This window comes from Citrobacter sp. RHB36-C18 (assembly GCF_013814485.1).
Lineage (GTDB): Bacteria > Pseudomonadota > Gammaproteobacteria > Enterobacterales > Enterobacteriaceae > Citrobacter > Citrobacter braakii.
Genome location: NZ_CP057125.1, coordinates 3,658,077 through 3,683,991 on the forward strand (window position 1 = coordinate 3,658,077; position 25,915 = coordinate 3,683,991).

Here is a 25,915-nt window from a genome sequence, read left to right on the forward strand (position 1 = left end):
ATAATGTCGCCATTCGTCATTTCTATGCTTACAGATAGCGGCAAAGATAGGATGTTGGCTCTGCCACCTGCAGATGAAACTCGCTGTTGCCCGGTACGTTGAACACGTCCCCTGCGGCATACACCTTCCACTCGGTTTCCCCCGGCAGCAGCACGTTCAGTGCGCCGCTAACGACAGTCATCTCTTCAGGCGCCGCAGTACTAAAGGTATATTCGCCTTCAGCCATCACGCCAACACTGGCGCGGCCAGTACTGCTGCTGGTAAAACCGATCGATTTTACTTTGCCGGAAAAGTATTCATTACTTTGAAGCATACAACTGGCCCTATCTCGTGATTAAGTTGAGAACCAATATAGGGGGCTGACGTTCCACCTGTCACGCAAAATTACGCCAACAGCTCCGAAGCCAGTCGGGCAATCAACACATTAGACAGAAGAACCGGGACATCCAGAGATTTTTGCAGTAAATCACGATGGCGTTGATTGAACCCCAGACAATCCAGCATAATCACATCCGCGCCTTGCTCCAGCAGTTCTTTCCCGGCATCAATCAATTGTTGTTCGGTACCTTCGATCGGATTCGCCACGGCATACACTGGTGGAGTTTGTAACACCTGCCATTTTTGCGTCTGGGCTTTGAGCAATTCGGTGACGGGGACAATAACCCCGACCTGATGCCCATCGACAATCGAGGCCACTAGCGGGGGGATAATACGTAACGGCTCCAGCAGAATGCTATTGCGGGCGGTCAGGCGAGCGATTGAGGCGGTACTCATCAGCAGGATCACGTCAAAGCCCTGGTTATCCAGCACCTCCACGATACTTTGCAGCGAGCGCTCAACCTTCTGGCGTGAGACATGCGCAAGTTGGTGGTCGCTGAGCAGCGTTAATAAAGGCTCGTCACCGGGCGAAACGCCATACTCAGCCATCACATCTTCTCGCCGCATCTGTCCAAGCAGACTGTGGTGAGTAATGTGCTGTTCATCGATATATTCCGTCAGGAGCGGTAACACCTCACACATCGGCACCACGCCAATCGTGAGGATAGCCAACGACGCACTCATTTGTTGCTCCACCGTCTTCTTACTTTGCTGTGAAATCCCGGGCAAGTGCCGGGCGCTGACCTGCGCTACAAATGCTCAAAAGCGTAGCAGCTGATCGGCGGTGTATTGTGTAAAGATTCCAAATCATTCCGGTACTGGATTGTTATTGCTTAATTTTCAATTTTAACGGTATACGGCGAAATTTAAGAAAATGTGATGAACGCCCGTCGTGGCACTTTTCAGACTCGTGCCAGGACGGTGCTTAATATCAGGTTTTATCGGGGTCTTCGTAGCGTTTTTTGGCATCCATGGCTTCCTGCGCAGAAGGATGCTCACTGATCAACGTATTCGGTTTAGGGTGATCGGCTCGAAGTTGATACCAGGTTACCGTCTGGCCTGGCGTCCCCTTTTCAACCGTAACAATGTTCGCTTGACGTGGGTAAGGTGGTTTTGTCGGCATAGTTCTTCCTTTTCACTGGATGAACATTAAGTATAGACACCGCCCTGTAACCGTGGCGCTGCCTGCGCCAGTATCTCAAGAATGTCTTCCACCACCTGCGCAGGTTTATGGGTGGCATCAACGATGTAGTGCGCAGCTTCACGGTACAGAACATCGCGCTGGGCGAGCACTTCCTGCACCTCTTCAGTCAACGGCTTACCGGTTAAGGTTGGGCGCAATCCCTCTTCAGGCGTGGCCTCCAGACGATCAACCAGTACTGGTACCGGTGCGCTTAAATAGATAACCACGCCGTGGCTGCGCATGTAATGACGATTAAATTCGGTAAGAATGATGCCGCCGCCGGTCGCAACAACCGTTGCTGGGGCTGTGACGGCCTGCAGAGCGCTCGTCTCCTGGGCACGAAACCCTTCCCATCCTTCCCTTTCGACGATCTCCGCCACGGTCATCTGCACGTGCGATTGCAACCAGCGATCGGTATCGACAAACTGGAAATCGATAGCCTTCGCCAGCGCCATACCGGTAGTTGTCTTACCACACCCCCGGGGGCCGACAAGATAAAGAGGTTGCGTCATTACAGAAATTCCCCAGGGAGCCGCGAGCGAGCGGGATCTGATGCGGTTAAAGATATAATCATATCACCAAACTAGTACATCGCCAAAACGTAAAGAAAAAATTACATACAGGGTAGAGATACCTATTAACTCCTACTATAACAAGAATTCACCATGAATAAAGTGTAAATAATAAATTACACGTTTTATTTTCTGCGCTGTACTTCCAGCCACCACTTATCAAGCTCAGCAGCAAAATGCTGCCTGTCTCGTGGTGAAAGGCTGTCCGGCCCGCCGGTCTGAATACCGCTGGCGCGTAGCGTATCCATAAAATCACGCATCATCAGACGCTCACGGATCGTGGCTTCGGTATAACGTTCACCGCGCGGATTAAGCGCCGCCGCACCTTTTTCAATGACTTCTGCCGCCAGCGGGATATCCGCTGTTATCACTAAATCACCGGCACTACACTGACGTACAATCTCGTTATCCGCCACGTCAAACCCGGCGGGAACACGTAATGTGCGGATAAACCGCGAAGACGGGACGCGCAAACTTTGGTTGGCTACCAAAATAAGCGGCATCTGCATGCGCTCAGAAGCGCGGTACAAAATATCTTTAATCACATTCGGACACGCATCGGCATCCACCCATATTGTCATAATTTCTCCCCACTGATGTGCAGTTGCACATTGTCGCGTGCTTTTACTTGCAGGCAAAGTGCTGTTTATCCTTCTGCACGTATTCAATCCGCGCTAAGCTTAGCTTTCCCAGGTAAAACAATGAATATCACGCATAGGGAGTGACAAAATGGACAAGAAAATCGGTTTTATCGGCTGCGGTAATATGGGCAAAGCGATACTTGGCGGCATGATCGCCAGCGGCCAGGTTCTCCCCGGACAAATCTGGGTCTACACCCCTTCCCCCGATAAAGTCGCTGCATTGCACGACCAGTACGGTATTAATGCGGCGCAGTCTGCGCAAGAGGTCGCGCAAATCGCTGACATCGTTTTTGGGGCCGTAAAACCAGGCATCATGATTAAAGTGCTGAGCGAAATTACCTCCAGCCTGAACAAAGACTCCCTGGTCGTCTCGATTGCCGCTGGCGTCACCCTCGATCAGCTCGCCCGCGCGCTAGGCCATGACCGTAAAATCATTCGCGCGATGCCAAACACGCCGTCACTGGTGAATGCCGGAATGACTTCCGTCACACCGAACGCCTTAGTCACGCCAGAAGACACCGCCGACGTGCTGAATATCTTCCGCTGCTTTGGCGAAGCGGAAGTCATTGCGGAGGCAATGATTCATCCGGTCGTTGGCGTCAGTGGTTCAGCCCCGGCTTATGTGTTTATGTTTATTGAAGCGATGGCGGACGCCGCCGTGCAGGGTGGCATGCCTCGCGCGCAAGCTTATAAATTCGCGGCGCAGGCAGTAATGGGTTCGGCGAAGATGGTGCTGGATACGGGTAAACATCCCGGAGAACTGAAGGATATGGTGTGCTCGCCTGGTGGAACCACCATTGAAGCGGTACGCGTCCTGGAAGAACGAGGTTTTCGTTCATCAGTGATTGAAGCGATGATTAAGTGCATGGAGCAGTCGGAAAAACTCAGCCGCTCCTGAGTTAACACCGCCGGACGTCAGGCCGCCGCCTCAGTGCGGTTACGTCCGGAATTCTTTGCTTTGTAGAGCGCCATATCCGCCGACTTTAACCATTCTCGATAATGCTCGGTTTCTGCGGTCAGCGGCGCAACGCCCACGCTGATCCGCAGAGCAACCTGCGGCGCGCAGGATAAACGCAGTTGGCCAAGTCGTTCGTGAACGCGAGACATCGCCGCAATCGCGCTGGTTGCCGGCGTGCCGCACATAATCACCGCAAACTCATCACCGCCAAAGCGCCCGATCACGTCGCTACCGCGTAAGGTCATCTGCAACTGGCGGGTCAGCGCGACAATCGCCTGGTCCCCAACGTCATGACCCCAGGTATCATTGATGCTCTTAAAATGGTCGATATCGATAATCAGTAACGTGGCGTCACGCTGGTAGCGGCGGCAATTATCAAATTCATTACGCAGTAACAGTTCCCAATGGCGGCGGTTGTACACCCCAGTCATGCCATCTCGCGTACTCATCACCTGTAAACGGCGTTTATGTTCCGCCAGCTTGATGACCGTCTGGTAGCTGACCCAGGCAAACAGCAGCGGATAAATCACCAGCACCGGCAGCGTCAATAGCACGCTAAGTTGAGTACTGCTAAAAGCGGCGGAGATATCGGTTAACTGTAACGTCACCAGGCATGAAACCATCATCAAAACGGCGCCTGCGATGAATATTCGCATCCCGCCTGCGCCCATCAGGTTGATGCAGATAATCATCAGCAGCGCCGTGGATGGCAACAGGTTTACGCCCATAATCCCTATCCACATACCGGCAAGAATGGCATCGGCTTTTAAGTTGGTAAATTCGCTATGCAGAGGATCGTCGGCTTTGCTGGCCAACTGCCAGGCCAAATGCGGCCAGACAAACGCCCATCCCACCAGTAATAGCCACCAGCCACCGGTAATGGGCTGAGCAACTAATACCGACGCGATAGGGAAAAACATTCCCCCCAATCCCACCGCTCGCGGCAGCCTGATTCGTCGGGCGAATCGCAGACCGGAACGTTGGTGGTCATTTTGATGAAGCGATAAAAATGCTTCATTCGGGACGACCTTCTTTTGATAAAAGTTTTCATCATTCATTGTATTTGGGAATATTCTGAAACAAATTTCCCAAATTATAGGAAGGGGTCTGGTGGCGGAAGTATGATATTTCGGGTGAGCGATTTTACCTGCTCACCCGTAAGTGCTACGCAGATTTCTTCAGGCAAGCGCTCATAAATTTATTACGATCATCACCTTTCAGAGACTGCTCCGTCGCCTTAACGTTACATTCACGCATTTTTTGCTGCTGCGGCGTCAGGCTCTTTTCCTCCGGCGCAGATTTACTGTTTTTCAGGCAATCACTCATATATGTCTTACGCGCATCCCCTTTTAAGGTCTGCGCCGTTGCCTGCTGATTGCAGGTGGTCATACGCTGTTGTTGCGGGGTTAAAGTCTTCTCGGCAGCACCGACGGTAGTTAAAAAAATCAGACCAAAAAGCAGCGTCATTAATAATGTAATTTTCATAGCATCCTTCTTTTCTGAACGACAACACACAGGTAAGTTTGGCTGCTAACGATAAAAATACCACCCGGCGGCAAAAGTATTGCCGCCGGGCGTCGGGTTATTTCAGTCCTAACGCCGCTTTCATGGTGTAAAACAGGTCGGTTTGATCGGTCAGGCCGACCACATTCGCCGCATGCGGGCCATAGGCTGCAATTCGCAGTTGGCTGCCGGTGTGCTCCTGAGATTCCTCTTCAGAGTTGCCGTAGCTGATGACCATAACCGCGCCATCTTTGGTGTTCAGCGCCTGGGTCAGGCCTGGTGCTTTGGTATCCGGCGCGACAATCTGGCTGGCATGTGCGTGGTCAGCGGTTACCACCACCAGGGTGTTGCCATCTTTCTTCGCAAAGGCAAGCGCGCGCTGTACCGCTTCGTCCAGATCGACCGTTTCACCAATCTGTCCGCACGGGTTGGCGGCGTGGTCCTGTTTATCGATTGACGCCCCTTCCACTTGCAGGAAGAAACCTTTCTCATTTTTGCTTAACAACTCAATCGCTTTATCCGTCATCTGCGCCAGCGTTGGCACGCTGTCGTCACGCTTTGGATTTGGCGTACAGGTCACAACCGGCTTATCCAGATTGCCATGATAAGACGCTTTCGGACCTTCCCAGCGCACGGGCATATTGCCATCAGAGAACAGGCCCAGCAGCGGTTTATCCTGATTAGCTTCGGTAATCGCCGCCAGCGTCGCGGTATCACTCACCATCTGATAACCGCGGGCCAGGGCTTGTTCACGCAACGTTTTACCCTGCCACTCGCCTGCCGCAGCGGTTTCCGCAAACGTTTTGGCCCCGCCGCCCAGCGTAACGTCAGCCCGGGCATTCAGTAATTGTTCGGTGATTGACCCTTTACCGCCTTTTTCCAGCGCATTGGTTGGGCATTTTTCACGTGTCACGCCTGGGCCATAGCACTTACGCGAAGTCACATGGGCAACCAGCGCCGCCGGGGTAGCATCCTGCAATTCAGCGGTAGAAACGTTACCCGTTGCCAGCCCCGCCGCTTTTGCCATTTCAAGAATTGTGGCGTGATCTTTTTCATGGATATCAACGCCCAGCGCACCATTATAGGTTTTCACACCGGTGGTCCACGCCGTCGCGGATGCCGCAGAATCCGTCACATAATCGGGTTTACCCGTTTTCTTATCCAACGCATAGTGCGTGTATTGTCCGGTCAACGGTAAAGCATCAATTCCTTTAAAAAAGCCGCCTGCGCCTTCGGCATAATTTCGCGCGGCCGTTATTTCTGAGTCACCCATCCCATCGCCAATCAATAAAATAATATTTTTGGCAGGTTTATCGCTCAGAGATTCGCGCAGAGCCGCCGTTTGATCGGCAGACAATCGGCGGGCGCCGCCCGGCGTGGTGATATCACCCTGAGCGGCACGATTATCCATAACCGCTATGGCAGAGGTTTCTGCATTAATAACCGGGGTAAACAGCAAAGGTAACAGGGCAATAGCGAGTGCGCTTTGTTTCACTTTATTTTCTCCATGTATAAATACGGTAAAATTAAAACAAAGCGACTATAAGTATTTGATGTGACACTTTTATGATAATTTGTGGATGACGCACCACGGATTACTCAAAACGCTTTTGGCACACTCTCGCCAGCGTTATGAACGTTGGTCAGAAATGCAGGCATACGGCCTTCTCCAGCCAAAGCCCCCTCAATTTGGCGAATAAATATTTGCCGATCGTTACACGTCATATTGCGCAGCATTTCGATGATTACCTGCTCCAGCGTTTCAACCTGCGCCGTCAGTTCTTGCGACTCTTCTTCTTTTTGGGCGAGCTTAAGTAACAACTCAGTAACGAGATTTTTCATTTACGTATTCCCTTAACCAAATATAGGCCACGTTATCATTAAGACTCACAACTGCCTAGAGGATGAAAGTTGTATTTTCATAAGAAATAAAACGTTTTGCGAAAACAATCACAACACAAAATAAGGGGGAAGGAGTCTTAGCGCAGAATTATTCCATATAAAAGGGTAAGGGGATTAATAATCACCTGGATATATAAATGCATAATGATGGATTAACAACGCTTGCGGGCAGCGTTGTTAATCAGGTACTCAGCGTGCGCAGCGCCGACGTCGCAACGCGATAGCCAGTTGCCAGATGTTGATTAGCACAATGCACGCCGTGGCAATAAACACCCAGCGAAAGCCCGCCATTGCCGAAACCGTTGCTCCCATTAATGGCCCGGCTACGTTGCCGAGGTACATAAATGACTGGTTATAACCAAAAATGCGCCCGGTTATCTGGTCGCTGGAGTATTTCACCAGCAGCGTCTGCACCGCGGGCAACATCGCGCCGTCGGCAAAGCCGAGCAGAAAACGTAAGATCCCCAACTGCAACGGCGTAGTGACCCATGACATGGCGAAAAACAAAACGACGGAGAAGATTAACGTCGCCATTAAAATCCGCTCGGTCCCAATACGATCGCCTAATTTACCTAGCCGGGGCGCAGAAATCAGCGCCGAGATGCCCGGAACCGAAGCAATCAGCCCGCTGAGAAAGGCAATATTAGAACTGTCTGGGACCATTGATTTAATAAACAGCGCCAGAATCGGCCCAATTGAGCCGTTACATAACTGGATCACCATCGTAGTAAAAAACAGGCTGATCACCAGCGCCGGATAAGGCAGCGAGGCAAAGACGGCCTTCCCGCTCAGGCGTTCGCTTTTTTTGATTGTCGGGCGCACACCTTCTTTGATAAAGAACAGCGTGACCAGAAAACTCACTACCAGCAAAGCCGCGGTAATACAGAATACCGCCCGTAAGCCAACGTGGTCGGCAATAAAGCCCCCCATCAGCGGTCCGCCAATAACGCCGCTAATTTGCGCCGTCGAGAGCGTACTCAGCGCCCACCCGCTGCGTTCGCGCGGAACCTGTGAGGCTACCAGCGCCATCGCATTGGGAATATAGCCAGACGTTAACCCCATGATCCCACGCAGCAGAAAAAGCTGCCAGACGTTAGTGGCAAAGGCCTGCAGTAAAATCGCAATCGCCATACCCAAAGAGGCCCGCAGCAGCATCAGCTTGCGTCCTTTACGGTCGGCTAAACTCCCCCACATCGGAGAGACGATGGCTGAAATCAGGAAGGTGACGCTAAACGTTAAGCCAGACCACATTGAGAGTGCTTCATGGGAGCTTACCCCCAGTTGGGAGATATAGAGCGGTAAAAAAGGCAGGATTTGGCTGATTGCCAGGCCGGTGAAAAAGCAACCGAACCATACGGAAATGAGGTTGACTCTCCAGGATTCCATAGGGACTCATAACGATAAGTAGCTGAAAACTGCGAGCAGCTTAACAAATTACTTAGCCAAATAAGGGTCCACAGGTGCGATATATCACAGTTTAGGATTTTATCTTCCCGCTCATCATATTTGTGATATACCTCACATCAACCCCACAATATCAGCAGGGGTTTATGCTCCGCGTCCGTTCTGCGCGTTTGCGCTTATCTGTTCCTCTGTTGCCCACCAAAACAATCTGCCAGAAGCCGAGGAAACCTGCGTTTTGTCGTGGTAATGTATGTGCTTTGCATTCATGGAATGGGTTTTTAAGATGGCAAAGTTGCGGGTAGGAATCGTATTTGGTGGTAAATCAGCGGAACATGAAGTGTCATTGCAATCGGCAAAAAATATTGTCGATGCCATCGACAAGACTCGCTTTGACGTTGTGCTGTTAGGTATTGATAAGCAAGGGCAATGGCACATTAGCGATGCCAGTAACTATCTGCTCAATTCAGATGATCCAGCGCATATTGCGCTGCGTCCTTCCGCGACCAGCCTGGCTCAGGTCCCGGGTAAACAAGAGCACCAGTTGATCGATGCGCAAAACGGTCAGCCACTGCCAACGGTCGATGTTATTTTCCCGATCGTACACGGCACGTTGGGTGAAGATGGCTCTCTGCAGGGTATGCTGCGCGTGGCGAATCTGCCGTTCGTCGGTTCTGATGTCCTGGGTTCTGCGGCATGTATGGATAAAGACGTGACCAAACGTCTACTGCGCGATGCCGGATTAAACATCGCGCCATTTATTACGCTCACTCGCGCTAATCGCAACCGCATCAGCTTTGCCGAGGTGGAATCCCGCCTTGGCCTGCCGCTGTTTGTGAAACCAGCCAACCAGGGCTCGTCCGTTGGCGTCAGTAAAGTGACCAGCGAAGCGCAATACAATCAGGCCGTCGCGCTGGCATTTGAATTCGACCATAAAGTCGTGGTGGAACAAGGGATTAAGGGCCGCGAGATCGAATGCGCGGTGCTGGGCAACGATCAACCGCAGGCCAGTACCTGTGGCGAGATCGTGCTGAACAGTGATTTTTACGCTTACGACACCAAATACATTGACGATAACGGTGCCAAAGTGGTTGTTCCGGCAGCGATCGCACCGGAAGTTAACGATAAGATCCGCGACATTGCTATTCAGGCTTATCAGGCGCTGGGCTGCGCCGGTATGGCGCGCGTGGACGTTTTCTTAACCGCAGAGAACGATGTTGTGATCAATGAGATCAACACGCTGCCGGGCTTTACCAACATCAGCATGTATCCAAAATTGTGGCAGGCGAGCGGCTTAGGCTATACCGATTTGATCACTCGCCTGATCGAACTGGCGCTGGAACGTCATGCGGCGGATAGCGCGTTGAAAACCAGTATGTAAACCCGCCTGGATGCCTGATCGATAGCTATTGGGCATCCTTTGCTTCTTCTTCATCTTCCACGCGGCGACGGATAATTAATCCGGCCAGCCAAAAGCTAATCACCCACGTTACCAACCCCACCGCATAGGTCTGCCATCCCTGCGCTTCAAAACCCAGTAAGCCGACCACACCGTTCAGAATAAAGATAAGCCCAATAGCGAAGGCATAGTAGTGCCAGTCTCGGCGGATTTTAACAGGCAGGTTCATAACAGCTCCGGTGGAAATACAACGTGAAAGCGCATCCTCGCACATTTCCTCATAGACGTCTGTGGCCTGTGCGGAATTTCTGAAATGTAACTTGATTTCACTTAAGGTTACGTAATTGTGACAATCAGCAAAAAACCGAGATCCAGGAATAATCTCTACCTGAAATTACCATCATTCTGATATTGACATTGCCGATCACCTGTCAGACTCACTGTCAGTTCCAGGCATCACGTCAAAAAAGCAGGTTATTTCCGGAGGTCTTTATGGCTGATTTTACGCTCTCAAAATCCCTGTTTAAGGGCAAGCATCGGGATACCTCCTCCCTGCCCGGCAACATTGCGTATGCCGTATTTGTGCTGTTTTGCTTTTGGGCAGGCGCGCAGGTTTTAAATCTGTTGGCCCACGCTCCCGGCATCTATGAACAACTGATGCAGTTGCAAATGCAAGAGACAGGACGCCCACGAGTTGAAATTGGCTTAGGCGTCGGTACCCTTTTTGGGCTGGTCCCTTTCCTTGCCGGAAGTCTGATTCTTGGCGCCATCGCGGCATTCGTGCGCTGGCGCCGCCGTCATCATAACGATGACTGACCCATACATTTCGCCCGACGATCGTCCACGCGTTTCGCAAACCACGCGGTAGTCAGATTACGTGTAATCTTCGGGCTTTCCAGCTGAATGCCTGGCAGCATTTCACGGGGTAGCGCTTTCCCGCTCTTCGCTTCCGCTAGCTTATAGACCTTCTCGTACAGCGCGGTATCCTCAAAGGCCAGGCTGTCACCTTTTTGCAGTTGGCGGTGGATCTCACTCTCGCTCATCCCCAGCTTTCCGGCCAGTTTACGTACCGCCAGCTCGGTTTTGCCCGGCTCGCTGCTGCCGTAGAGAATCAAATCACCATCCATCGCCAGCTTCACTCCGCTGGCTTTACTGACCGCATTCTGGAAAGCCGCATTACGGCTGGCATACCATCCCGCATTGAAATCGGCGAAACGGAAGATTGGCGCGCTGTAATTCGCCGGGTAGTTAAGCAGATGATACGTACCGAACCACAGCCCACCGCGGCGGCTGAACACTTCCTGACGTACTGTTCCCGCCATTTTCCACGGATACCCGTCGGCGTGCTGCTCGGCAAACGCGATACTGACCTGCATTGGCCCACCGGTATGTACCGGATTAAGCGAACCAAACAGCGTCTGCCCCATCGGTACCATATTGATAAAATCATCAAAAATGGCGCTAAGCTGTTTTTCCGTTTTCACCGTATCCAGACGCTCGCTGTAGCTTTTCCCCGTTGGCGAGTTAATCTTCAGTGCGGTATGCACCACAAACTGCGGGATATGCATACGCTCGGCGCGCCGGTCGATCTCTTTCCAGGCGATTTTACTTAAGTTTGGAACGGCCGGATCCGCCTGATAGTTTGACTCCTGTTGCGCGACCGCCAGCACCGAACAGATATTTTCAACCGTCGGCGCCAGCTTCTGGCTTTCAAACGTCTTCGCTAAATCCTGCGCCCATGCGTCCCGGTCTTTCACGCTGGCGGGCATTTTCTGGCGCACCACGCTCGCCACATCGACGGCTTTCTCCCCTTTTTTTAGCGGCTGCGCGGGTTGGCTACTACATCCCACCAGCACCAGAGCGGCCAGACCGGACAAGGGGTAAAGACGGGAAACCGTCGACATAACATCTCCTTTTTTATTAACTAAGCGTATGGGTAACTTCCTGAATATCCTGACCATCAAGCTCACGTTCAAAGCTGCGCAGACGCTTATAAATAGACATCAGTTCTACTAACGTTGTCCAGGAGTTAATCAAATACTGGAACGAGCCTCGCACCTGGCCAAACACGTTGGTGATTTGCGTCATCAGGCCGAGCGTAATCGTACCGGCAACAATCGACGGGAACAGCAGGAACAAGCCGAAAACGTTATCAACCTGCAGGTATAGAATGCGGGCGATATTGAAGTACATATAGTGAAAATAGAGGCGGAAGTAGTTCTGGCGCACCGCATGGAACAGTTCACGCACCGTCGGCGGGGTCGCACGATTAGCGTCATCTTCACCGTAAACCAGTTCTTTACGGTAGGCCGCTTCCACGCGCTGGTTTTTAAACTCCAGCCCCGGAAGTTTGATGCCGACTACCGCCAGCAAGCCGGTTCCCATCAACGACCAGACAATCGCGGCAATCACCAGGCCATAAGGAACATGTCCAACAATTGGCAGGTCCGGCACATGGGCTGAGAGTGTGACCAGTACAGGTAAGAAGGCAATCAGCGTCATAATCGCATTGATAAAGCTGACCCCCATATCTTCAAGCGTGGAGGCAAAACGCATGGTATCTTCCTGCACACGCTGCGCCGCGCCTTCGATATGACGCAGATGCTGCCAGTGCGCCATATAGTGTTCGTTCATTGCGGTACGCCAGCGGAATACATAGTGGCTGACGAAGAAGTTGTTCATCACCCCAATGACCACGGCAATCAGCGCAATGCCAAGAAAGATGCCTACTTCATGATAGAACTGCTCAATCTTCACCTTATGCGGCGCACTCAACGCGGATTGAATCAGATCATAGAATGGCGCATACCAGGCGTTGACGGCGACGCCAACTTCAACCAGAAACCAGGTCACGAAAATAATCAGCGACGTGCCCAGTATGGACCAGTACTGCCAGCGGTGCGGGCTGTAGATAAACCAGAACAGCGCGAACACACCAACACAAAGAATGTAATACGCATAAAAAATCAGGTAATCCAGTGACCAGAATCGGGCCGCGCTAATCGGTACGTCTCCCGACGCGCCGGTAATATGTGCAACCCAGGCTCCCCCACCTCCTTGCCAGAATACAACGGCGACCAGTGCCCAAATAAATGCCGAAATAAAGAACGGCCCCGGCTTTGGGAAAAAAGACTTAAACATAGTGCTCTCCTGCTAACTTCTTATCGTTATGACGACTGCTGTGTATTTGCCACCGTGGAGTGCGGCGGCCAGACGGCTTACGCCCAAAAACACAAGCTGAAACCGACAAGTGTGACCAAAACCGCGGCACTTAGTTCGCACCCGGGTATGAAGAATTGTTTCTGTGATTTTCACACTCGACAACGTTCCAGCAAGTGCAGATTATCACAGCGTGAGATCACAAAAGCGAACATCCGTAATCCGGGAAACGCTCGCGTTTACTCATCGTTACGTTTTTCACACTATCATTGGCTGATAAGCGCTTTGCAATACGCCGATGAGTAGTATAAATACGCATACGCACGACATCCTTTTTCACTTTCTCTAACTCATGGACACCACCGTTGAAACGTAGTCTGCTTTTTTCTGCCGCGCTGTGTGCGGCGTCATTGACATCTGTCCAGGCGGCACAGCCTATAACCGATCCGGTCTTCGCCTCTGATATCGTCGATCGTTATGCCGACCATATATTTTACGGCAGCGGTGCTACGGGGATGGCGCTCGTGGTGATTGATGGTAACCAGCGCGTATTTCGCAGCTTCGGCGAAACACGCCCTGGCAATAACGTTCATCCACAGCTGGATTCCGTTATTCGAATTGCCTCTATTACTAAATTAATGACCAGCGAAATGCTGGTGAAATTACTCGATCAGGGTACGGTTAAACTCAACGATCCATTGAGCAAATATGCGCCGCCTGGCGCGCGCGTGCCGACTTATCAGGGCACGCCGATTACGCTGGTGAATCTGGCGACGCATACCAGCGCGCTGCCGCGCGAACAGCCTGGCGGCGCGGCGAAGCGCCCGGTGTTTGTCTGGCCAACCCGTGAACAGCGCTGGAGCTATCTCTCAACCGCCACGCTTAAAGCCGCACCGGGTTCGCAGGCTTCTTATTCCAACCTGGCGTTTGACCTGCTGGCCGATGCGCTGGGAACCGCATCCGGAAAGCCTTATCCGCAGCTGTTTGAAGAAAAAATTACTCGTCCGCTGGGGATGAAAGACACCACCTTTACCCCATCCCCCGATCAATGCAGACGCCTGATGGTCGCGGAAAAAGGTGCCAGTCCTTGCAACAATACCCTGGCGGCAATGGGTAGCGGTGGTGTTTATTCAACGCCCGGTGATATGATGCGCTGGATGCAGCAGTATCTCTCATCTGATTTTTACCATCGTAGCCAGCAGGCCGACCGTATGCAGACGCTGATTTATCAGCGGACGCAGTTAACCAAAGTGATAGGGATGGATGTTCCGGGTAGAGCCGATGCGCTGGGTTTGGGCTGGGTCTATATGGCGCCGAAGAATGGGCGACCAGGAATTATTCAAAAAACCGGTGGCGGCGGCGGCTTCATTACCTATATGGCGATGATCCCACAGCAAAACGTCGGGGCATTTATCGTGGTAACCCGTTCTCCGCTAACCCGATTTACCAATATGAGCGACGGTATCAACGATCTGGTTGCAGAGTTGAGCGGGAACAAACCGCAGGTTATTCCTGCATCCTGACTTAATACTCAAAAGGCAAACGGTTAATGCTCACCAGTTTGCCTTTATTCATTTCAATGTAACCACCTTTACGCAATGCCGCGAGAACCTCAGCGACAACTGAGCGTGAAATTCGTGTGCGTTGGTGAATATAGTTCATGACGCCGATACGCGAACGCAGTACGTCGTCCCATTTCATCATGGATATCAGCGTCGCGCGGATCTGATCGTAGGAGTTATTGCCGATCAGCTGCAGATCGCGCAACTCAAACATGGAATTTTGCCATGCTAACCAGCAAAAGGCTTCACGCCAAAGCTGGCATTGTTCAATTATATTTATCGTTTGCGAAGCAGGCAGGTGGTATCCCGTACAATTATTTTCGGTTATTAATCTGTATTGTACATCTGTTTTCATCACACCATCAGAAAGGCCCATAATAAAAGGCGCCTGTGCAATCCCGACCAGCACGCTTTCCCCTCTACGTAAGGAAACAACACCACTTAAAATAACAAAAGTTTCGTCACTATTAATATCGCTGGAAAAAATTATTTCTTTGTCGTTATCACACTCAAAGTGCTTACCATATTTCGCTAAACATTTATCAAGCTTACCAAACTCAAGAAGAGGTTTATTTGAAGATAGCATGTGCGAATTCCTTGCAAGAAATGCCCGTCAAATGCGTGACGGGCATTATTTCTAAATAAAATTACCTTTTATTTCTCTGCAAGAAAGTTGTTACCAGGTATATTTAACACCAACGTTTGCAGACCAGTCTTGATCGACATCACCGCCACCGAGGTAATTAGCATCGGTGTACGCGCTGAAGTTCTTGGTGAAGCTGAACTGAGTACCCAGCCCAACGCGTACCGCAGAACCTTCTACGCCGTTGTCGATAGAATCACCGTTTACATCAGAATCGTTGTTAGAGTCGTCGTAAACGTAGGCCAGTTTTAAGTACGGGGTCAGCGCCTGGTCATCGCTGTAGGCGAAGGTATAACCCGCATCTACACCAAGTTCATAACGCATGCTGTCATAAGACTGACCGTCAACTTTCATGTCGTTGCTCAGCTTATAGCCATCACCAGACTGGAACAGACCGGATACGCTACCGTAAGGGGTTACGTAACCTGCTTCACCCAGCTTCAGGTCATAACCCAGTTTCAAGCCGAAGCCCCAGGCATCAGAAGAGGTGCTGCCATCAACATACTGACCGTTGCTCATGCTGGCAGACAGATCGTTGTTGAAGTGGGAGTAGCTTAAGTTACTGTCAACAAAGATGTTGTTCGCAAAACGAGCAGAAGAGTAGAAATAGGCAGTCTGGCTATCCTGATCTACCTGACCGGTACGATCACTCATGTCACCTTTCGCGAAGCCTGCCGCAGCACCGACAATCCACTTAGCGTTGTTACCATCGATTTTGGAATCAACACCGACCATGATGCCGTTAACATCCTGATCATAGTTAATGTTGCCGTTATCCGCATCGAAGCTGCCGCCGAAGTAGCTCACCCATGCACCACCGTTATCTACCAGACCATGACGCGCGTTAGTCAGACGAGTACCAACGGTGTCTTGCTCCAGGTTCCAGATATTGGTGTTGGCAGACGGAATACTCAGCGCCATGTTCGCGTAGTCGGTCAGCTCCATCTGCTGCAGAACAACGGTGTTACCCTGCTGCTGAGCCTGATAGGTGTAAGCACCCAGGTCTGCTTTGTTGGCTGCAGAGAAGGTTGCGGTGCTGTTCTTGTCGTTAACGTAGATCAGCTCGTTACCCTTGTAATCGGTAACAGAACCTGCGCCAGTGGCGTTATCGATGCGAACTTTATAGTTACCGGTTGCCGCTGCTACGTGATCACCGTAGTTATCAACTTCAGACTGATCGCCTGAGGTGTCGGAATCGCCGTTACCGTTGATAGTCAGATGACCATCAGAGTTCATCGCGATCACGCCATAACCGTAGTTAGCCTGGCGCGTATCGTTGGTACGATCGTTGGTCAGGTCAGCATTCAACACATAGTTAGCGCTGTTGATGTCGAAAACACCCGCATTAACATGGTTGTAAGCGTCGGTGTAGCTGGTCAGATTCAGGGTATCAACCTGCAGCGCGTTCCCGGTGCTGTTGCCCACATCCAGAACGCCGTTGTTGGTGACGTTAATGGTATTGGCATACAGCGCGGCATTAAGCACATTCCAGCCAGCAGAGACATCATCAGCAATCGTTACGGTACTGTTGTCAATAGACAGCGTATTAGTCGCAACACGACCATCTTCATTGATGTTCAGTGCAGAAGCACCGGTCAGAGTGATGGAGTCAGAAACCAGCGCAGAATCACCCACGTTGACAACGGAACCGCTGTTGATGCTCAAAGTGTCAATCAGAGAAGTTTTGGTGGTATCCCACTGGGAAGCGCCGTTCAGCGTCACGTTGAACAGACCGCTCTGATAAACGGTATTGCCAACCACATGACCATTTTCGTCATAAGAGGATGTGTCGCTATCGATACCGTAGGTTGAAGAAGGCCACAGGCTGTTGGCAGCGATATCAATCAGCGTAGGAGTGGCTTCAGTGCCCTCAGCATAGCTTTCGTAAACGCCATCACCATCAACGTCAACCTGATGGACGGACATTGCCGCACCAACCCACTTGCTGCCGTGGTTCAGGGTCAGATCCAGACGGTCAGTACCATCCCAGCCGTTGGTATCCAGATCAGCATCGGTATCACGGTAAGTATCAGCACCGTTCGGGAAGAAGTTCTCATCAAAGTTGCTGGAGAACAGCACATCGCCCATCAGCGTAGCGTTATCAAACGTGGCGGTGGTCTGCATCGCGTTATCTGCATTGGGATTAGCAATAACCGCCAATGCGATATCATTCGCATTCCAACCGTTACCGTTGTAGTCGCTCGCATTGCTGGTGTTACCAAACCAGCCGGATCTTCCTTCATCAGACCAGGAACCTGAGGTCAGGGTAGAGTCGGTAACAGCGATAGTGTTGTTAAACACTTCGCCGCTGTTTACGCCGGTGATGACGGTATTATCGTCAATATCTTCCCACTCATAACCCTGAGTCAGGGTAATACCCGCGACGTGAGAGTTGTTGGAGATAGACAGATCAACTTCTTGATCCAGAGTGATAGCCGTGCCCAGGTTATAAACGTCGACAACGTGCGTATCAGCCACGTCATTATAGGTACCGTTGTAGGTATAATGTTCGTAGTTGTCATCGATAGTGGAATTGATGACGTTCATTGCCAGACGGTCGTAGTAATAGTCGGTACCCGTACGGTTAGTACAATCCGTGGTCATACATTCGGATGTCACCATTCCGTGAATGGTACTGTTTTTAATCGTCAGGCTGTTATAATTGCCGTTAGTTGACAGTCCATCATCCAGATAATAAGTAGAAATAACGCCGTTGACAGTAGCGTTATTGATTACCGGATAAATATCACCATTATAAATACTATCAGTGCCGTAATTGTTCCAACCGACATATCCATCGAAGTAAACGTCATCAACATGTGATGCGTCATTATAATGGGTGAACGTTGTGTATGTGGTTCCAGAAATATCAGTAGAAGCATTCGCCTGAGAAGTGATTGCCAAAGTACAGGCTAATGCTAATTGTGAGACTACTAGTTTCTTTTTCCAAGTGTGCATTTGTCATCCCTCCTCAGGGACGTAATATAGTTGATCCATCAATTATCAATGCAAAGAAAACATTTTATGTTTCGCGGGGACGATTATGCGGTTTCACAAAGTAAAGGTTCAATTATTCTTTGCTAGTCGTCCGAAACCGGACAACACTACGAATATCCTCACCTCTGACACAAAAAACAAAAAAACTCATTCTTTCAATGAAATACCGCACAACACATCTCTAAACCATATAATTAACAAATAACTCACCACACACCCAAACAAATAAACAATAAATAAAGAGAAATTATCACCAGCCCTACACAAATAAACGCATCGATATTTAAAATAATAAAAACAGAAACAAGCAAAATAATAAATATAAATAACTTGCCATAAATGTGAATAAATTGCTCTAATGATTCAGCCTTCCACGATGGAAAATCCAGATATAACGCTAACTTTCGTAAACCACCCACCCTCAGGTTCGGGTATACTACGGCCTTCGATTCCACAAACATCAGGCATACCATGACAGACCTAATCCAACGCCCTCGCCGCCTGCGCAAATCACCTGCGCTGCGCGCTATGTTTGAAGAGACAACACTCAGCTTAAATGACCTGGTGTTGCCGATCTTTGTTGAAGAAGAACTCGACGATTACAAAGCTATCGAGGCCATGCCCGGCGTGATGCGCATTCCAGAGAAGCATCTGGCGCGCGAAATTGAACGCATTGCTAATGCAGGCATCCGCTCGGTCATGACATTCGGCATTTCTCATCACACCGATGACACCGGCAGCGACGCCTGGAAAGAAGACGGTCTGGTGGCGCGCATGTCGCGTATCTGTAAGCAGGCCGTACCGGAGATGATCGTCATGTCCGACACCTGCTTCTGTGAATACACCTCGCACGGTCACTGCGGCGTATTATGCGAGCACGGCGTTGATAACGATTTAACCCTTGCCAATCTCGGCAAACAGGCGGTCGTTGCCGCCGCTGCGGGCGCAGATTTCATCGCCCCTTCCGCCGCAATGGACGGCCAGGTGCAGGCGATTCGCCAGGCGCTGGATGCCGCGGGCTTTACCGATACCGCGATCATGTCCTACTCCACCAAATTTGCCTCTTCTTTCTATGGCCCATTCCGTGAAGCCGCAGGTACTGCGCTGAAGGGCGATCGTAAAACCTATCAGATGAACCCGATGAACCGTCGGGAAGCGATCCGCGAATCGCTGCTGGATGAAGCCCAGGGCGCAGACTGCCTGATGGTCAAACCGGCTGGCGCATACCTCGATATTCTGCGCGATATCCGCGAGCGCACCGAGCTGCCGATTGGCGCTTATCAGGTCAGCGGTGAATACGCGATGATCAAGTTTGCAGCCCTCGCGGGTGCCATAGATGAAGAGAAAGTGGTGCTGGAAAGCTTAGGCTCGATCAAACGCGCTGGCGCGGATCTGATCTTCAGCTACTTCGCACTGGATCTGGCTGAGAAAAAAATCCTGCGCTAACTTTATTGTTCCATGCCGGGTGGCGTAAACCATCCGGCCTTTTATCGCCAGCCTAAAGATTCTAACGAGTACCAGCGCTCAGCGTCTTGCTGTTTATGATTCATTCTGAAAGTAATATCCCCTCTGAAATTCATCATTACAATCAATATCAATTATTCGTAAAAGAATACCAAAATGACATATGTATTCCATTCTTCTGTTTGAAGGTATAGTTACAGTACAATTTAATAACTTCATTATCTAATTACAAAAAATCAATCATTCAGAAAAATCAAACCAGTAAAAAAATTAATGCATTCATTTTTCTTATTGATTAAGAAAAAACATCCTAACTTTCAATAAATATTATTTTTTGACTAATCAAATTACACACTGTAATATCTTTATTACGGCAAACACTAATCCATCCTGTCTTTCCAACAAGAGCTTAAAATATCTGCAAAACAGATATTGTGTTTATATTCATTGAACACCCAGATAACACTCTCATAGAAATGTGAAGGATTTGCTCATGGTTACATCATACCAAAAAGGGATATTAGCAATCGGTGCGCATCCGGACGATATTGAACTCGGATGTGGTGCCTCGTTATCCCGCTTAATAAAAGAAGGCTATCACGTTACTGCCGTCGTCATGACCGCAGGGGCTGAAGGATGCGCTTTAAAAGCCGACCGACACGCAGAATCTCAATCGGCATTAACATCATTAGGCTGCCATCAGATTTTTCATTTTCATTTTGAGGACACACGCACACCGTACTTTGTTGATACGATGATCAAATCACTTGAAGACGTCATCACAAATCACATTCCCGAACAAATCAACATCGTGCGAACTTATACTATGCATGATTCTGACCGGCATCAGGATCATCGCGCGGTACATAAGGCTTCTATCGTTGCCTGCCGAAATATTCCCCAAGTTCTCGGTTATGAAACCCCCAGTACCTGGCTGACGTTTATTCCCCAAGTTTTTGAAAAGGTCAGTGAAAACTGTTTCATTCAAAAACTTCGTGCGCTTTCATTTCACCAAAGCCAGCAGCAACGTGATTATATGCGTACAGAACGTCTGCGTACCGTAGCTCAATTCCGAGGGCAACAGGCCGGATGTGAATTATCTGAAGGTTTTGTTGTTCACAAAATGATTCTCTAATTATATGAAAACAATATTTTTTATTATGATGAGCCTATGTATATTACTTTGGTTCCTCACAACCTTAAAACGAAAACCTAGTTTACGTAACGACAGTATTGACGCCATTATTCCGGCCTATAACGAAGGTGCTTGCCTGGCACAATCGCTGGAAAACTTGTTATTAAATCCCTATTTTCATCGAGTCATATGTGTAAACGATGGTTCCACTGATGATACCGAAATCATTATGCATAAAGTGAAAGAAAAATGGGGAGAACGCCTGATTACCGTGACGCAAAAGAATACCGGGAAAGGTGGCGCCTTAATGAATGGATTAAACTATGCTACCTGTGAGCAGGTTTTTTTAAGCGATGCTGACACCTATGTCCCTCCTGATGGTGACGGTATGGGATTCATGTTAGCAGAAATAGAAAATGGCGCCGATGCCGTTGGTGGAATCCCCTCAACACATCTCCCTGGTGCTGGATTGCTGCCACATATCCGTGCAACGGTAAAACTTCCGATGATCGTCATGAAGCGGACATTACAGCAGTTGCTCGGCGGTGCACCTTTTATTATTAGCGGAGCCTGCGGCATGTTTCGTACTGATGTGCTGCGCAAATTTGGTTTTTCCGATCGTACCAAGGTGGAGGATCTCGATTTGACCTGGACCCTGGTCGCGAATGGTTATTGTATCCGTCAGGCAAACCGCTGCATTGTTTATCCTCAGGAGTGCAATACCTTGGGCGATGAATGGAAACGATGGCGGCGCTGGATCGTGGGCTATGCCGTTTGCATGCGTCTGCATAAATCACTCATCCTCAGCAGATTCGGCATCTTCAGCATACTCCCAATGGTGCTGGTCGTGTTGTATGGCGTAGCAATCTATCTCATTACATGGCAACACATCACGCTCACTATCGGCCCACATGCGATTGTGCTTTCCTTGTTTCCCATTATTTGGGTTGGAGTGGTTTGCTCAATTGGAGCATTTAGTGCCTGGTATCACCGATGCTGGAAACTTATTTTCCTTGCGCCTTTTTCTGTTTTTTACGTACTTCTGGCTTATTTAATTTGGATTGTATATGGACTTATTGCCTTTTTTACTGGACGTGAACCCCTACGTGACAAACCCACACGCTATACCGCGGTGGTGGATGCGCCAAACAATAACCCCCCCACAACTACCCGCGGTGGTGAAGAACTATCTAAATCTTAGCGAACAGAATAATAAGTCAGTATCCATTGCACCTGGCGTTGTTATTGATGAAAGCGCGGGAGCGGTGACGATCGGTGCTGGCAGTAAAATTTGTCATGGTGCAGTTATTCAGGGGCCTGTCGTAATTGGGGCCGATTGCATTATTGGTAATTACGCCTTTATTCGACCTGGTTGCTTAATTGGCAATCAAGTACGTATTGGCTATGGCACCGAAATCAAAAACGCAGTATTGGAATCGACGACCACCATCGGTCCCCAATGCTTTATTTCTGACTCGGTTATTGGCAAAGGCGCTTACCTGGGCGCGCAGGTAAGAACCAGCAATCATCGCCTCGATGGTAAAACCGTGCATGTCAGGCTGGACGATGAAGACATTGATACAGGCTGCGAAAAATTAGGGTGTTATATCGGTCCCGGTGCGCGGCTTGGTGTTCAGGTCATTATTTTACCAGGCCGATATATCGCAGCTGAAAGCACAATTGGCCCACGGATAACCATCGAGCAAAACCTGCCAAAAGGTAAATATATCCTCAAACAAGAGATCTCCTGTCTCGTAGGTGAAGAATAATGAAAAGGACTTTATTTGTATCGTTGATACTCAGCACGGCTTCTCTCCCGGCTGAAGCAACCGACCTGAAGCTGACAGCCGGATACGACTTTACTGATTATTCGGCAGGGCATGGCACCCGTAACGTCATGTTCAGCGAATTAAAGACGCAGATTGACGATGGTGCCGCGGTTTTCAATATTTCCGAAGGCAGACGCGATTACGACAACGGTGAATCATGGAACGCGTTACGTGGCCGCGCGACCGTTTGGTATAACTGGAATCAGTGGTTATCAACAAAAACGGGTCTGGCAATTGCCGAAAACACCCCCGTTTTTGCCAGACGCGATGCTCAGCAGGATATCAGCGTAAAAGTTCTGCCTAAAACCGTATTTACCTTTGGTTATCGCTATGCCAACTACTTTGACGATACGGACGTCAATGCTTTTTCAGGCGGAATATCTCTGTATACCGGACCGTTTATCACCTCATGGCGTTATACGCATTACGATACTGAAGATGCTGGGGGAAGCTATAGCCACATCGTTTCACTGCGCCTGAACGACCTGAACGGTAAAGGCAATACGCAGCTCTGGGTAAGCCGCGGAACGGGAGCCTATACCTATGACTGGTCACCGGACACCAAAAAAGGAACGTTAAAAAGCATCAGCCTGCGTCGCAATCAGCCGCTGACCGAGCAATTAACTCTCGGTCTTGCCCTCGGCAAACAATGGTATGACACGCCGGTTGAGAGCTATCACAGCCAGCAAATTCTCGCCGATCTCACCTGGCAGTTTTAAATCTCTCCCCCTCGATAGGGGAGAATCAACCACCAATGAAATAGCCATTCTCTCAGCCCTCACGCCACCATCCATCAATCAATGCCGGATACGCAACGCTTATCCGTCCTACAACACCCGGCAAATTATTGCGATTTTGTTACATTCGTTACATATCCGCGCCACGGGGATTGCCAGCGCGGCGCTGGCAGGCATCATAGATGCCATTGTCAGGCAAGAGAGCAAGATCATGATTCATGTTGTGCTGGTGGATGACCATGTGGTGGTGCGTTCCGGCTTTGCGCAATTACTCAGTCTCGAAGACGATCTCAACGTTGCTGGCCAGTACAGCAGCGCGGCACAGGCGTGGCCTGCATTACTGCATGATGACGTCAACGTTGCGGTGATGGATATCGCCATGCCGGATGAAAATGGCCTGAGCCTGTTAAAACGACTGCGGGCGCAGAAGCCCGGTTTTCGCGCCATTATTCTCAGCATCTATGACTCACCCACGTTTGTGCAAAGCGCACTGGATGCCGGTGCCAGCGGTTATCTGACCAAACGCTGCGGGCCAGAGGAACTGGTGCAGGCGGTACGTTCGGTTGGTATGGGCGGGCATTACCTGTGCGCCGACGCGCTGCGGGCGCTACGCGGCGGCGAACAGCCCGCGCAGGTACTGGAGGTATTGACCCCGCGCGAGCGCGAAGTGTTTGATCTGCTGGTCAAAGGCGACAGCGTAAAAGAGATCGCCTTCAAGCTCGACCTCAGCCATAAAACAGTGCACGTTCATCGTGCGAACGTGCTGGGCAAACTGCAATGCCACAGCACCATCGATCTGGTGCATTTTGCACTCGACCACCAGTTGCTGACGGGGCATTAATGTCACGCAGCCTTCGTCATTGGGTTATTTCTCTGTTTATTCTGCTGGCCTGGGGATCGGGCTGGTTGATGCTGTGGACGCTGGGGTTTTACCTGACCCACAACGGCCAGCAGTCAGCGCTATTCCTGCCGCACGGCGTCTATCTCGCCCTGCTAATCCTGCTTTCTCGCCGTTACTGGCCCGCGCTGGTACTGCCGCCGGTGCTGATGCTGTTCTGGCTGCACAGCGAGCAATTAGTGAATGGCTATATCCTGCTGGTTGCGCCGTTGATTAGCCTGATCCCGGCGAGTATCGGCCAGTCATACTGGCACCGCTTCCCCCTTTACTGGCAGCGCTTAACGTTGCTGCTGGCCGCGGTGACGATCACGTCATTGCTCAATACCCTCCTGCTTTCACCGTTTATCCAAAGCCCGGCAACGTTAATTGGCCTGGCGTCGTTTACCGGCGGCGTGCTGCTGACGCCGTTTGTCTATCTGATCTATGAATTTCTGCGCCAGCAGCACCGCTATCATTTGCTCGGACTGGATACCACCAATCCCCCCCTGCGTACCTCGCTTATCATCTGGTGCAGTCTGTTTTTCATTATCGGCATAGGTACCCAGATGGTGCTGTCACCGGAGATCGAGCGCCTGCTGCTAATCGTGGTGTTCTTACCAAACGTGGTGATGGCGTGGAAATTTGGCTGGCAGGGCGGCGTGTTGTCCGGACTGCTCGGCAGTATGATGATCACCATCGCCCGGCAAATCGGCGTCGGGTTCAGCAATTTACTGGAGCTGGAGATTTTCCTCGCCACCCAGGCGCTGCTGGGCATAGGGCTCGGGATCGCTATCAGCCGCCAGCAGCATCTGGCGCAAAACCTGCACCATTATCGCCAGCGTCTGGAAGCCGAACTGGCAGCGCGACGCGCGCTGACCGAACAACTGATCCGCACCGAGGAAAATACGCGCAAAAGCCTGGCGCGGGAGCTACACGACGAAATTGGTCAGAACATCACCGCCATTCAAATTCAGTCGCAACTGGTCAAGCGCGCGCCGGGTCGCGAGCAAACGCTTGAAGCGGCAAATCAGATCAACGACCTTGCCCGGCGCATTCACCGCTCCACCCGCCAACTGTTGCGCCAGCTGCGACCGCCCGCGCTCGATGAACTGGCCTTTAAAGATGCACTGCATCATCTGGTGAATGAATTTGCCTTTGCCGAACGCGGCATTCGCTGTTGGTTTGACTATCAGCTTGAAAATACGCCAGAAAATGAAACGGTGCGTTTCACACTGTATCGCCTGCTGCAGGAGTTGCTCAATAACGTCTGTAAACATGCCGACGCCAGCGAAGTGTCGATTACGCTGCACCAGCAGGAACACCGCGTGTTTCTGCACGTCGCTGACAACGGCGTAGGTATTCTCGCGGAGAAAATCCCCGGGTTCGGTATCCAGGGGATGCGTGAGCGGGTCAGCGCCCTTGGCGGCGAACTGACGCTCGAATCGAACAACGGCACGCGGGTAATTGTTAACCTGCCCACAAATTTGCAACAAATCAGCCGTTAACCAGGAAAAAGTCTTAGTCACTGCGGACTTTATCTCATCCCATTTTGCTTTCACTTTCCTATAGTCAGCA

Annotated in this window: 26 protein-coding genes; 11 read left to right on the forward strand and 15 right to left on the reverse strand. The window is 50.5% G+C overall.

The window, feature by feature from the left end; translation table 11 throughout:
* Window positions 1-28: 28 nt before the first annotated feature.
* The 5 genes from ppnP to HVZ52_RS17555 all read right to left on the reverse strand — a co-directional run bounded on the left by ppnP (window position 29) and on the right by HVZ52_RS17555 (window position 2,714).
* Window positions 29-313 (reverse strand): pyrimidine/purine nucleoside phosphorylase, encoded by a 285-nt coding sequence (gene ppnP / locus HVZ52_RS17535; protein ID WP_016152010.1) that lies wholly within the window; start codon window positions 311-313, stop codon window positions 29-31.
* 71 nt (window positions 314-384) lie between these two features.
* Window positions 385-1,062, reverse strand: a complete 678-nt coding sequence (locus HVZ52_RS17540) for an AroM family protein (protein WP_016155840.1) — start codon at window positions 1,060-1,062, stop codon at window positions 385-387.
* 247 nt (window positions 1,063-1,309) lie between these two features.
* The gene (gene yaiA, locus HVZ52_RS17545; protein WP_016155839.1) at window positions 1,310-1,501 is read right to left on the reverse strand and encodes a protein YaiA; all 192 of its coding nucleotides are present in this window, start codon (window positions 1,499-1,501) and stop codon (window positions 1,310-1,312) included.
* 26 nt (window positions 1,502-1,527) lie between these two features.
* Window positions 1,528-2,073 (reverse strand): shikimate kinase AroL, encoded by a 546-nt coding sequence (aroL, locus tag HVZ52_RS17550; RefSeq protein ID WP_046275381.1) that lies wholly within the window; start codon window positions 2,071-2,073, stop codon window positions 1,528-1,530.
* A 185-nt stretch (window positions 2,074-2,258) separates the two neighbouring features.
* Window positions 2,259-2,714 carry a YaiI/YqxD family protein gene (locus tag HVZ52_RS17555; RefSeq protein WP_016155837.1) on the reverse strand — a complete coding sequence of 152 codons (456 nt, stop codon included), beginning with the start codon at window positions 2,712-2,714 and terminating at the stop codon, window positions 2,259-2,261.
* Window positions 2,715-2,862: 148 nt separating this feature from the next.
* Between HVZ52_RS17555 and proC the strand changes: the two genes are divergently transcribed.
* A complete protein-coding gene (gene proC, locus HVZ52_RS17560) occupies window positions 2,863-3,672 on the forward strand; it encodes a pyrroline-5-carboxylate reductase (RefSeq protein WP_016152005.1) in 810 nt (269 codons plus the stop codon).
* 17 nt (window positions 3,673-3,689) lie between these two features.
* On the opposite strand, the gene adrA is transcribed toward proC, so the two are convergent.
* From adrA to HVZ52_RS17585, 5 genes are all read right to left on the reverse strand, one after another.
* Entirely contained in the window at window positions 3,690-4,805 is a 1,116-nt protein-coding gene (adrA, locus tag HVZ52_RS17565) for a diguanylate cyclase AdrA (RefSeq protein WP_181599303.1), read from the reverse strand.
* Window positions 4,806-4,896: 91 nt separating this feature from the next.
* Window positions 4,897-5,217, reverse strand: coding sequence for a phosphate starvation-inducible protein PsiF (gene psiF, locus HVZ52_RS17570; protein WP_003830956.1), 321 nt, complete (start codon window positions 5,215-5,217; stop codon window positions 4,897-4,899).
* Between the two features lie 97 nt (window positions 5,218-5,314).
* On the reverse strand, window positions 5,315-6,730 hold the full coding sequence (phoA, locus tag HVZ52_RS17575) for an alkaline phosphatase (RefSeq protein WP_019076143.1): 1,416 nt from the start codon (window positions 6,728-6,730) through the stop codon (window positions 5,315-5,317).
* Between the two features lie 104 nt (window positions 6,731-6,834).
* Window positions 6,835-7,077, reverse strand: coding sequence for a sigma-S stabilization anti-adapter protein IraP (locus HVZ52_RS17580; RefSeq protein WP_016152002.1), 243 nt, complete (start codon window positions 7,075-7,077; stop codon window positions 6,835-6,837).
* A 249-nt stretch (window positions 7,078-7,326) separates the two neighbouring features.
* Complete coding sequence (locus tag HVZ52_RS17585) at window positions 7,327-8,523, reverse strand: multidrug efflux MFS transporter (RefSeq protein ID WP_181598530.1); 1,197 nt, start codon at window positions 8,521-8,523, stop codon at window positions 7,327-7,329.
* A gap of 301 nt (window positions 8,524-8,824) precedes the next feature.
* Here HVZ52_RS17585 and ddlA point away from each other — a divergent pair, with 301 nt between their 5' ends.
* Entirely contained in the window at window positions 8,825-9,919 is a 1,095-nt protein-coding gene (gene ddlA, locus HVZ52_RS17590; protein WP_047416933.1) for a D-alanine--D-alanine ligase, read from the forward strand.
* A gap of 25 nt (window positions 9,920-9,944) precedes the next feature.
* On the opposite strand, the gene HVZ52_RS17595 is transcribed toward ddlA, so the two are convergent.
* Entirely contained in the window at window positions 9,945-10,166 is a 222-nt protein-coding gene (locus HVZ52_RS17595) for a DUF2754 domain-containing protein (RefSeq protein ID WP_019076140.1), read from the reverse strand.
* A 263-nt stretch (window positions 10,167-10,429) separates the two neighbouring features.
* Here HVZ52_RS17595 and HVZ52_RS17600 point away from each other — a divergent pair, with 263 nt between their 5' ends.
* A complete protein-coding gene (locus HVZ52_RS17600; protein ID WP_016151998.1) occupies window positions 10,430-10,753 on the forward strand; it encodes a DUF2755 family protein in 324 nt (107 codons plus the stop codon).
* On the opposite strand, the gene HVZ52_RS17605 is transcribed toward HVZ52_RS17600, so the two are convergent.
* Both HVZ52_RS17605 and sbmA read right to left on the reverse strand, forming a co-directional pair.
* Entirely contained in the window at window positions 10,738-11,841 is a 1,104-nt protein-coding gene (locus tag HVZ52_RS17605; RefSeq protein WP_047497835.1) for a DUF1615 domain-containing protein, read from the reverse strand. The genes HVZ52_RS17600 and HVZ52_RS17605 overlap by 16 nt on opposite strands.
* A 16-nt stretch (window positions 11,842-11,857) precedes the next feature.
* Complete coding sequence (gene sbmA / locus HVZ52_RS17610; RefSeq protein WP_016155831.1) at window positions 11,858-13,078, reverse strand: peptide antibiotic transporter SbmA; 1,221 nt, start codon at window positions 13,076-13,078, stop codon at window positions 11,858-11,860.
* A 383-nt stretch (window positions 13,079-13,461) separates the two neighbouring features.
* On the opposite strand from sbmA, the gene ampH reads away from it, so the two are divergent.
* Complete coding sequence (gene ampH / locus HVZ52_RS17615) at window positions 13,462-14,619, forward strand: D-alanyl-D-alanine-carboxypeptidase/endopeptidase AmpH (RefSeq protein WP_016151995.1); 1,158 nt, start codon at window positions 13,462-13,464, stop codon at window positions 14,617-14,619.
* A gap of 1 nt (window position 14,620) precedes the next feature.
* Here the strand turns inward: ampH and iprA are convergent, their stop codons facing one another.
* Together iprA and ehaB are read right to left on the reverse strand one after the other, a co-directional pair.
* Window positions 14,621-15,244 carry a hydrogen peroxide resistance inhibitor IprA gene (gene iprA / locus HVZ52_RS17620; protein WP_047357670.1) on the reverse strand — a complete coding sequence of 208 codons (624 nt, stop codon included), beginning with the start codon at window positions 15,242-15,244 and terminating at the stop codon, window positions 14,621-14,623.
* A gap of 90 nt (window positions 15,245-15,334) precedes the next feature.
* Window positions 15,335-18,259, reverse strand: a complete 2,925-nt coding sequence (gene ehaB, locus HVZ52_RS17625) for an autotransporter adhesin EhaB (RefSeq protein ID WP_181598531.1) — start codon at window positions 18,257-18,259, stop codon at window positions 15,335-15,337.
* A gap of 510 nt (window positions 18,260-18,769) precedes the next feature.
* Here ehaB and hemB point away from each other — a divergent pair.
* The 7 genes from hemB to HVZ52_RS17660 all read left to right on the forward strand — a co-directional run bounded on the left by hemB (window position 18,770) and on the right by HVZ52_RS17660 (window position 25,845).
* Entirely contained in the window at window positions 18,770-19,744 is a 975-nt protein-coding gene (gene hemB / locus HVZ52_RS17630; RefSeq protein WP_075846783.1) for a porphobilinogen synthase, read from the forward strand.
* A 511-nt stretch (window positions 19,745-20,255) separates the two neighbouring features.
* On the forward strand, window positions 20,256-20,897 hold the full coding sequence (locus HVZ52_RS17635) for a PIG-L deacetylase family protein (protein WP_016151990.1): 642 nt from the start codon (window positions 20,256-20,258) through the stop codon (window positions 20,895-20,897).
* Window positions 20,898-20,901: 4 nt separating this feature from the next.
* Entirely contained in the window at window positions 20,902-22,098 is a 1,197-nt protein-coding gene (locus HVZ52_RS17640; RefSeq protein WP_181598532.1) for a glycosyltransferase family 2 protein, read from the forward strand.
* Window positions 22,037-22,666, forward strand: a complete 630-nt coding sequence (locus HVZ52_RS17645; RefSeq protein ID WP_181598533.1) for an acetyltransferase — start codon at window positions 22,037-22,039, stop codon at window positions 22,664-22,666. Before HVZ52_RS17640 ends, HVZ52_RS17645 begins: the two co-directional genes overlap by 62 nt.
* Window positions 22,663-23,445: a YaiO family outer membrane beta-barrel protein gene (locus HVZ52_RS17650; RefSeq protein WP_249417961.1), complete on the forward strand. Its 783-nt coding sequence runs from the start codon at window positions 22,663-22,665 to the stop codon at window positions 23,443-23,445. The genes HVZ52_RS17645 and HVZ52_RS17650 overlap by 4 nt, the downstream gene beginning before the upstream one ends.
* Window positions 23,446-23,674: 229 nt before the next feature.
* The gene (locus tag HVZ52_RS17655; RefSeq protein ID WP_029139427.1) at window positions 23,675-24,304 is read left to right on the forward strand and encodes a response regulator transcription factor; all 630 of its coding nucleotides are present in this window, start codon (window positions 23,675-23,677) and stop codon (window positions 24,302-24,304) included.
* Window positions 24,304-25,845 carry an MASE1 domain-containing protein gene (locus HVZ52_RS17660; protein WP_181598535.1) on the forward strand — a complete coding sequence of 514 codons (1,542 nt, stop codon included), beginning with the start codon at window positions 24,304-24,306 and terminating at the stop codon, window positions 25,843-25,845. The genes HVZ52_RS17655 and HVZ52_RS17660 overlap by 1 nt, the downstream gene beginning before the upstream one ends.
* Window positions 25,846-25,915 lie beyond the last annotated feature (70 nt).

Coding starts and splice junctions, on each gene's coding strand:
- ppnP (WP_016152010.1), bottom strand. CDS start 313: ATGCTTCAAAGTAATGAATACTTTTCCGGCAAAGTAAAATCGATCGGT.
- HVZ52_RS17540 (WP_016155840.1), bottom strand. CDS start 1,062: ATGAGTGCGTCGTTGGCTATCCTCACGATTGGCGTGGTGCCGATGTGT.
- yaiA (WP_016155839.1), bottom strand. CDS start 1,501: ATGCCGACAAAACCACCTTACCCACGTCAAGCGAACATTGTTACGGTT.
- aroL (WP_046275381.1), bottom strand. CDS start 2,073: ATGACGCAACCTCTTTATCTTGTCGGCCCCCGGGGGTGTGGTAAGACA.
- HVZ52_RS17555 (WP_016155837.1), bottom strand. CDS start 2,714: ATGACAATATGGGTGGATGCCGATGCGTGTCCGAATGTGATTAAAGAT.
- proC (WP_016152005.1), top strand. CDS start 2,863: ATGGACAAGAAAATCGGTTTTATCGGCTGCGGTAATATGGGCAAAGCG.
- psiF (WP_003830956.1), bottom strand. CDS start 5,217: ATGAAAATTACATTATTAATGACGCTGCTTTTTGGTCTGATTTTTTTA.
- HVZ52_RS17580 (WP_016152002.1), bottom strand. CDS start 7,077: ATGAAAAATCTCGTTACTGAGTTGTTACTTAAGCTCGCCCAAAAAGAA.
- HVZ52_RS17585 (WP_181598530.1), bottom strand. CDS start 8,523: ATGGAATCCTGGAGAGTCAACCTCATTTCCGTATGGTTCGGTTGCTTT.
- ddlA (WP_047416933.1), top strand. CDS start 8,825: ATGGCAAAGTTGCGGGTAGGAATCGTATTTGGTGGTAAATCAGCGGAA.
- HVZ52_RS17595 (WP_019076140.1), bottom strand. CDS start 10,166: ATGAACCTGCCTGTTAAAATCCGCCGAGACTGGCACTACTATGCCTTC.
- HVZ52_RS17600 (WP_016151998.1), top strand. CDS start 10,430: ATGGCTGATTTTACGCTCTCAAAATCCCTGTTTAAGGGCAAGCATCGG.
- HVZ52_RS17605 (WP_047497835.1), bottom strand. CDS start 11,841: ATGTCGACGGTTTCCCGTCTTTACCCCTTGTCCGGTCTGGCCGCTCTG.
- sbmA (WP_016155831.1), bottom strand. CDS start 13,078: ATGTTTAAGTCTTTTTTCCCAAAGCCGGGGCCGTTCTTTATTTCGGCA.
- iprA (WP_047357670.1), bottom strand. CDS start 15,244: ATGCTATCTTCAAATAAACCTCTTCTTGAGTTTGGTAAGCTTGATAAA.
- ehaB (WP_181598531.1), bottom strand. CDS start 18,259: ATGCACACTTGGAAAAAGAAACTAGTAGTCTCACAATTAGCATTAGCC.
- hemB (WP_075846783.1), top strand. CDS start 18,770: ATGACAGACCTAATCCAACGCCCTCGCCGCCTGCGCAAATCACCTGCG.
- HVZ52_RS17635 (WP_016151990.1), top strand. CDS start 20,256: ATGGTTACATCATACCAAAAAGGGATATTAGCAATCGGTGCGCATCCG.
- HVZ52_RS17640 (WP_181598532.1), top strand. CDS start 20,902: ATGAAAACAATATTTTTTATTATGATGAGCCTATGTATATTACTTTGG.
- HVZ52_RS17645 (WP_181598533.1), top strand. CDS start 22,037: ATGCGCCAAACAATAACCCCCCCACAACTACCCGCGGTGGTGAAGAAC.
- HVZ52_RS17655 (WP_029139427.1), top strand. CDS start 23,675: ATGATTCATGTTGTGCTGGTGGATGACCATGTGGTGGTGCGTTCCGGC.
- HVZ52_RS17660 (WP_181598535.1), top strand. CDS start 24,304: ATGTCACGCAGCCTTCGTCATTGGGTTATTTCTCTGTTTATTCTGCTG.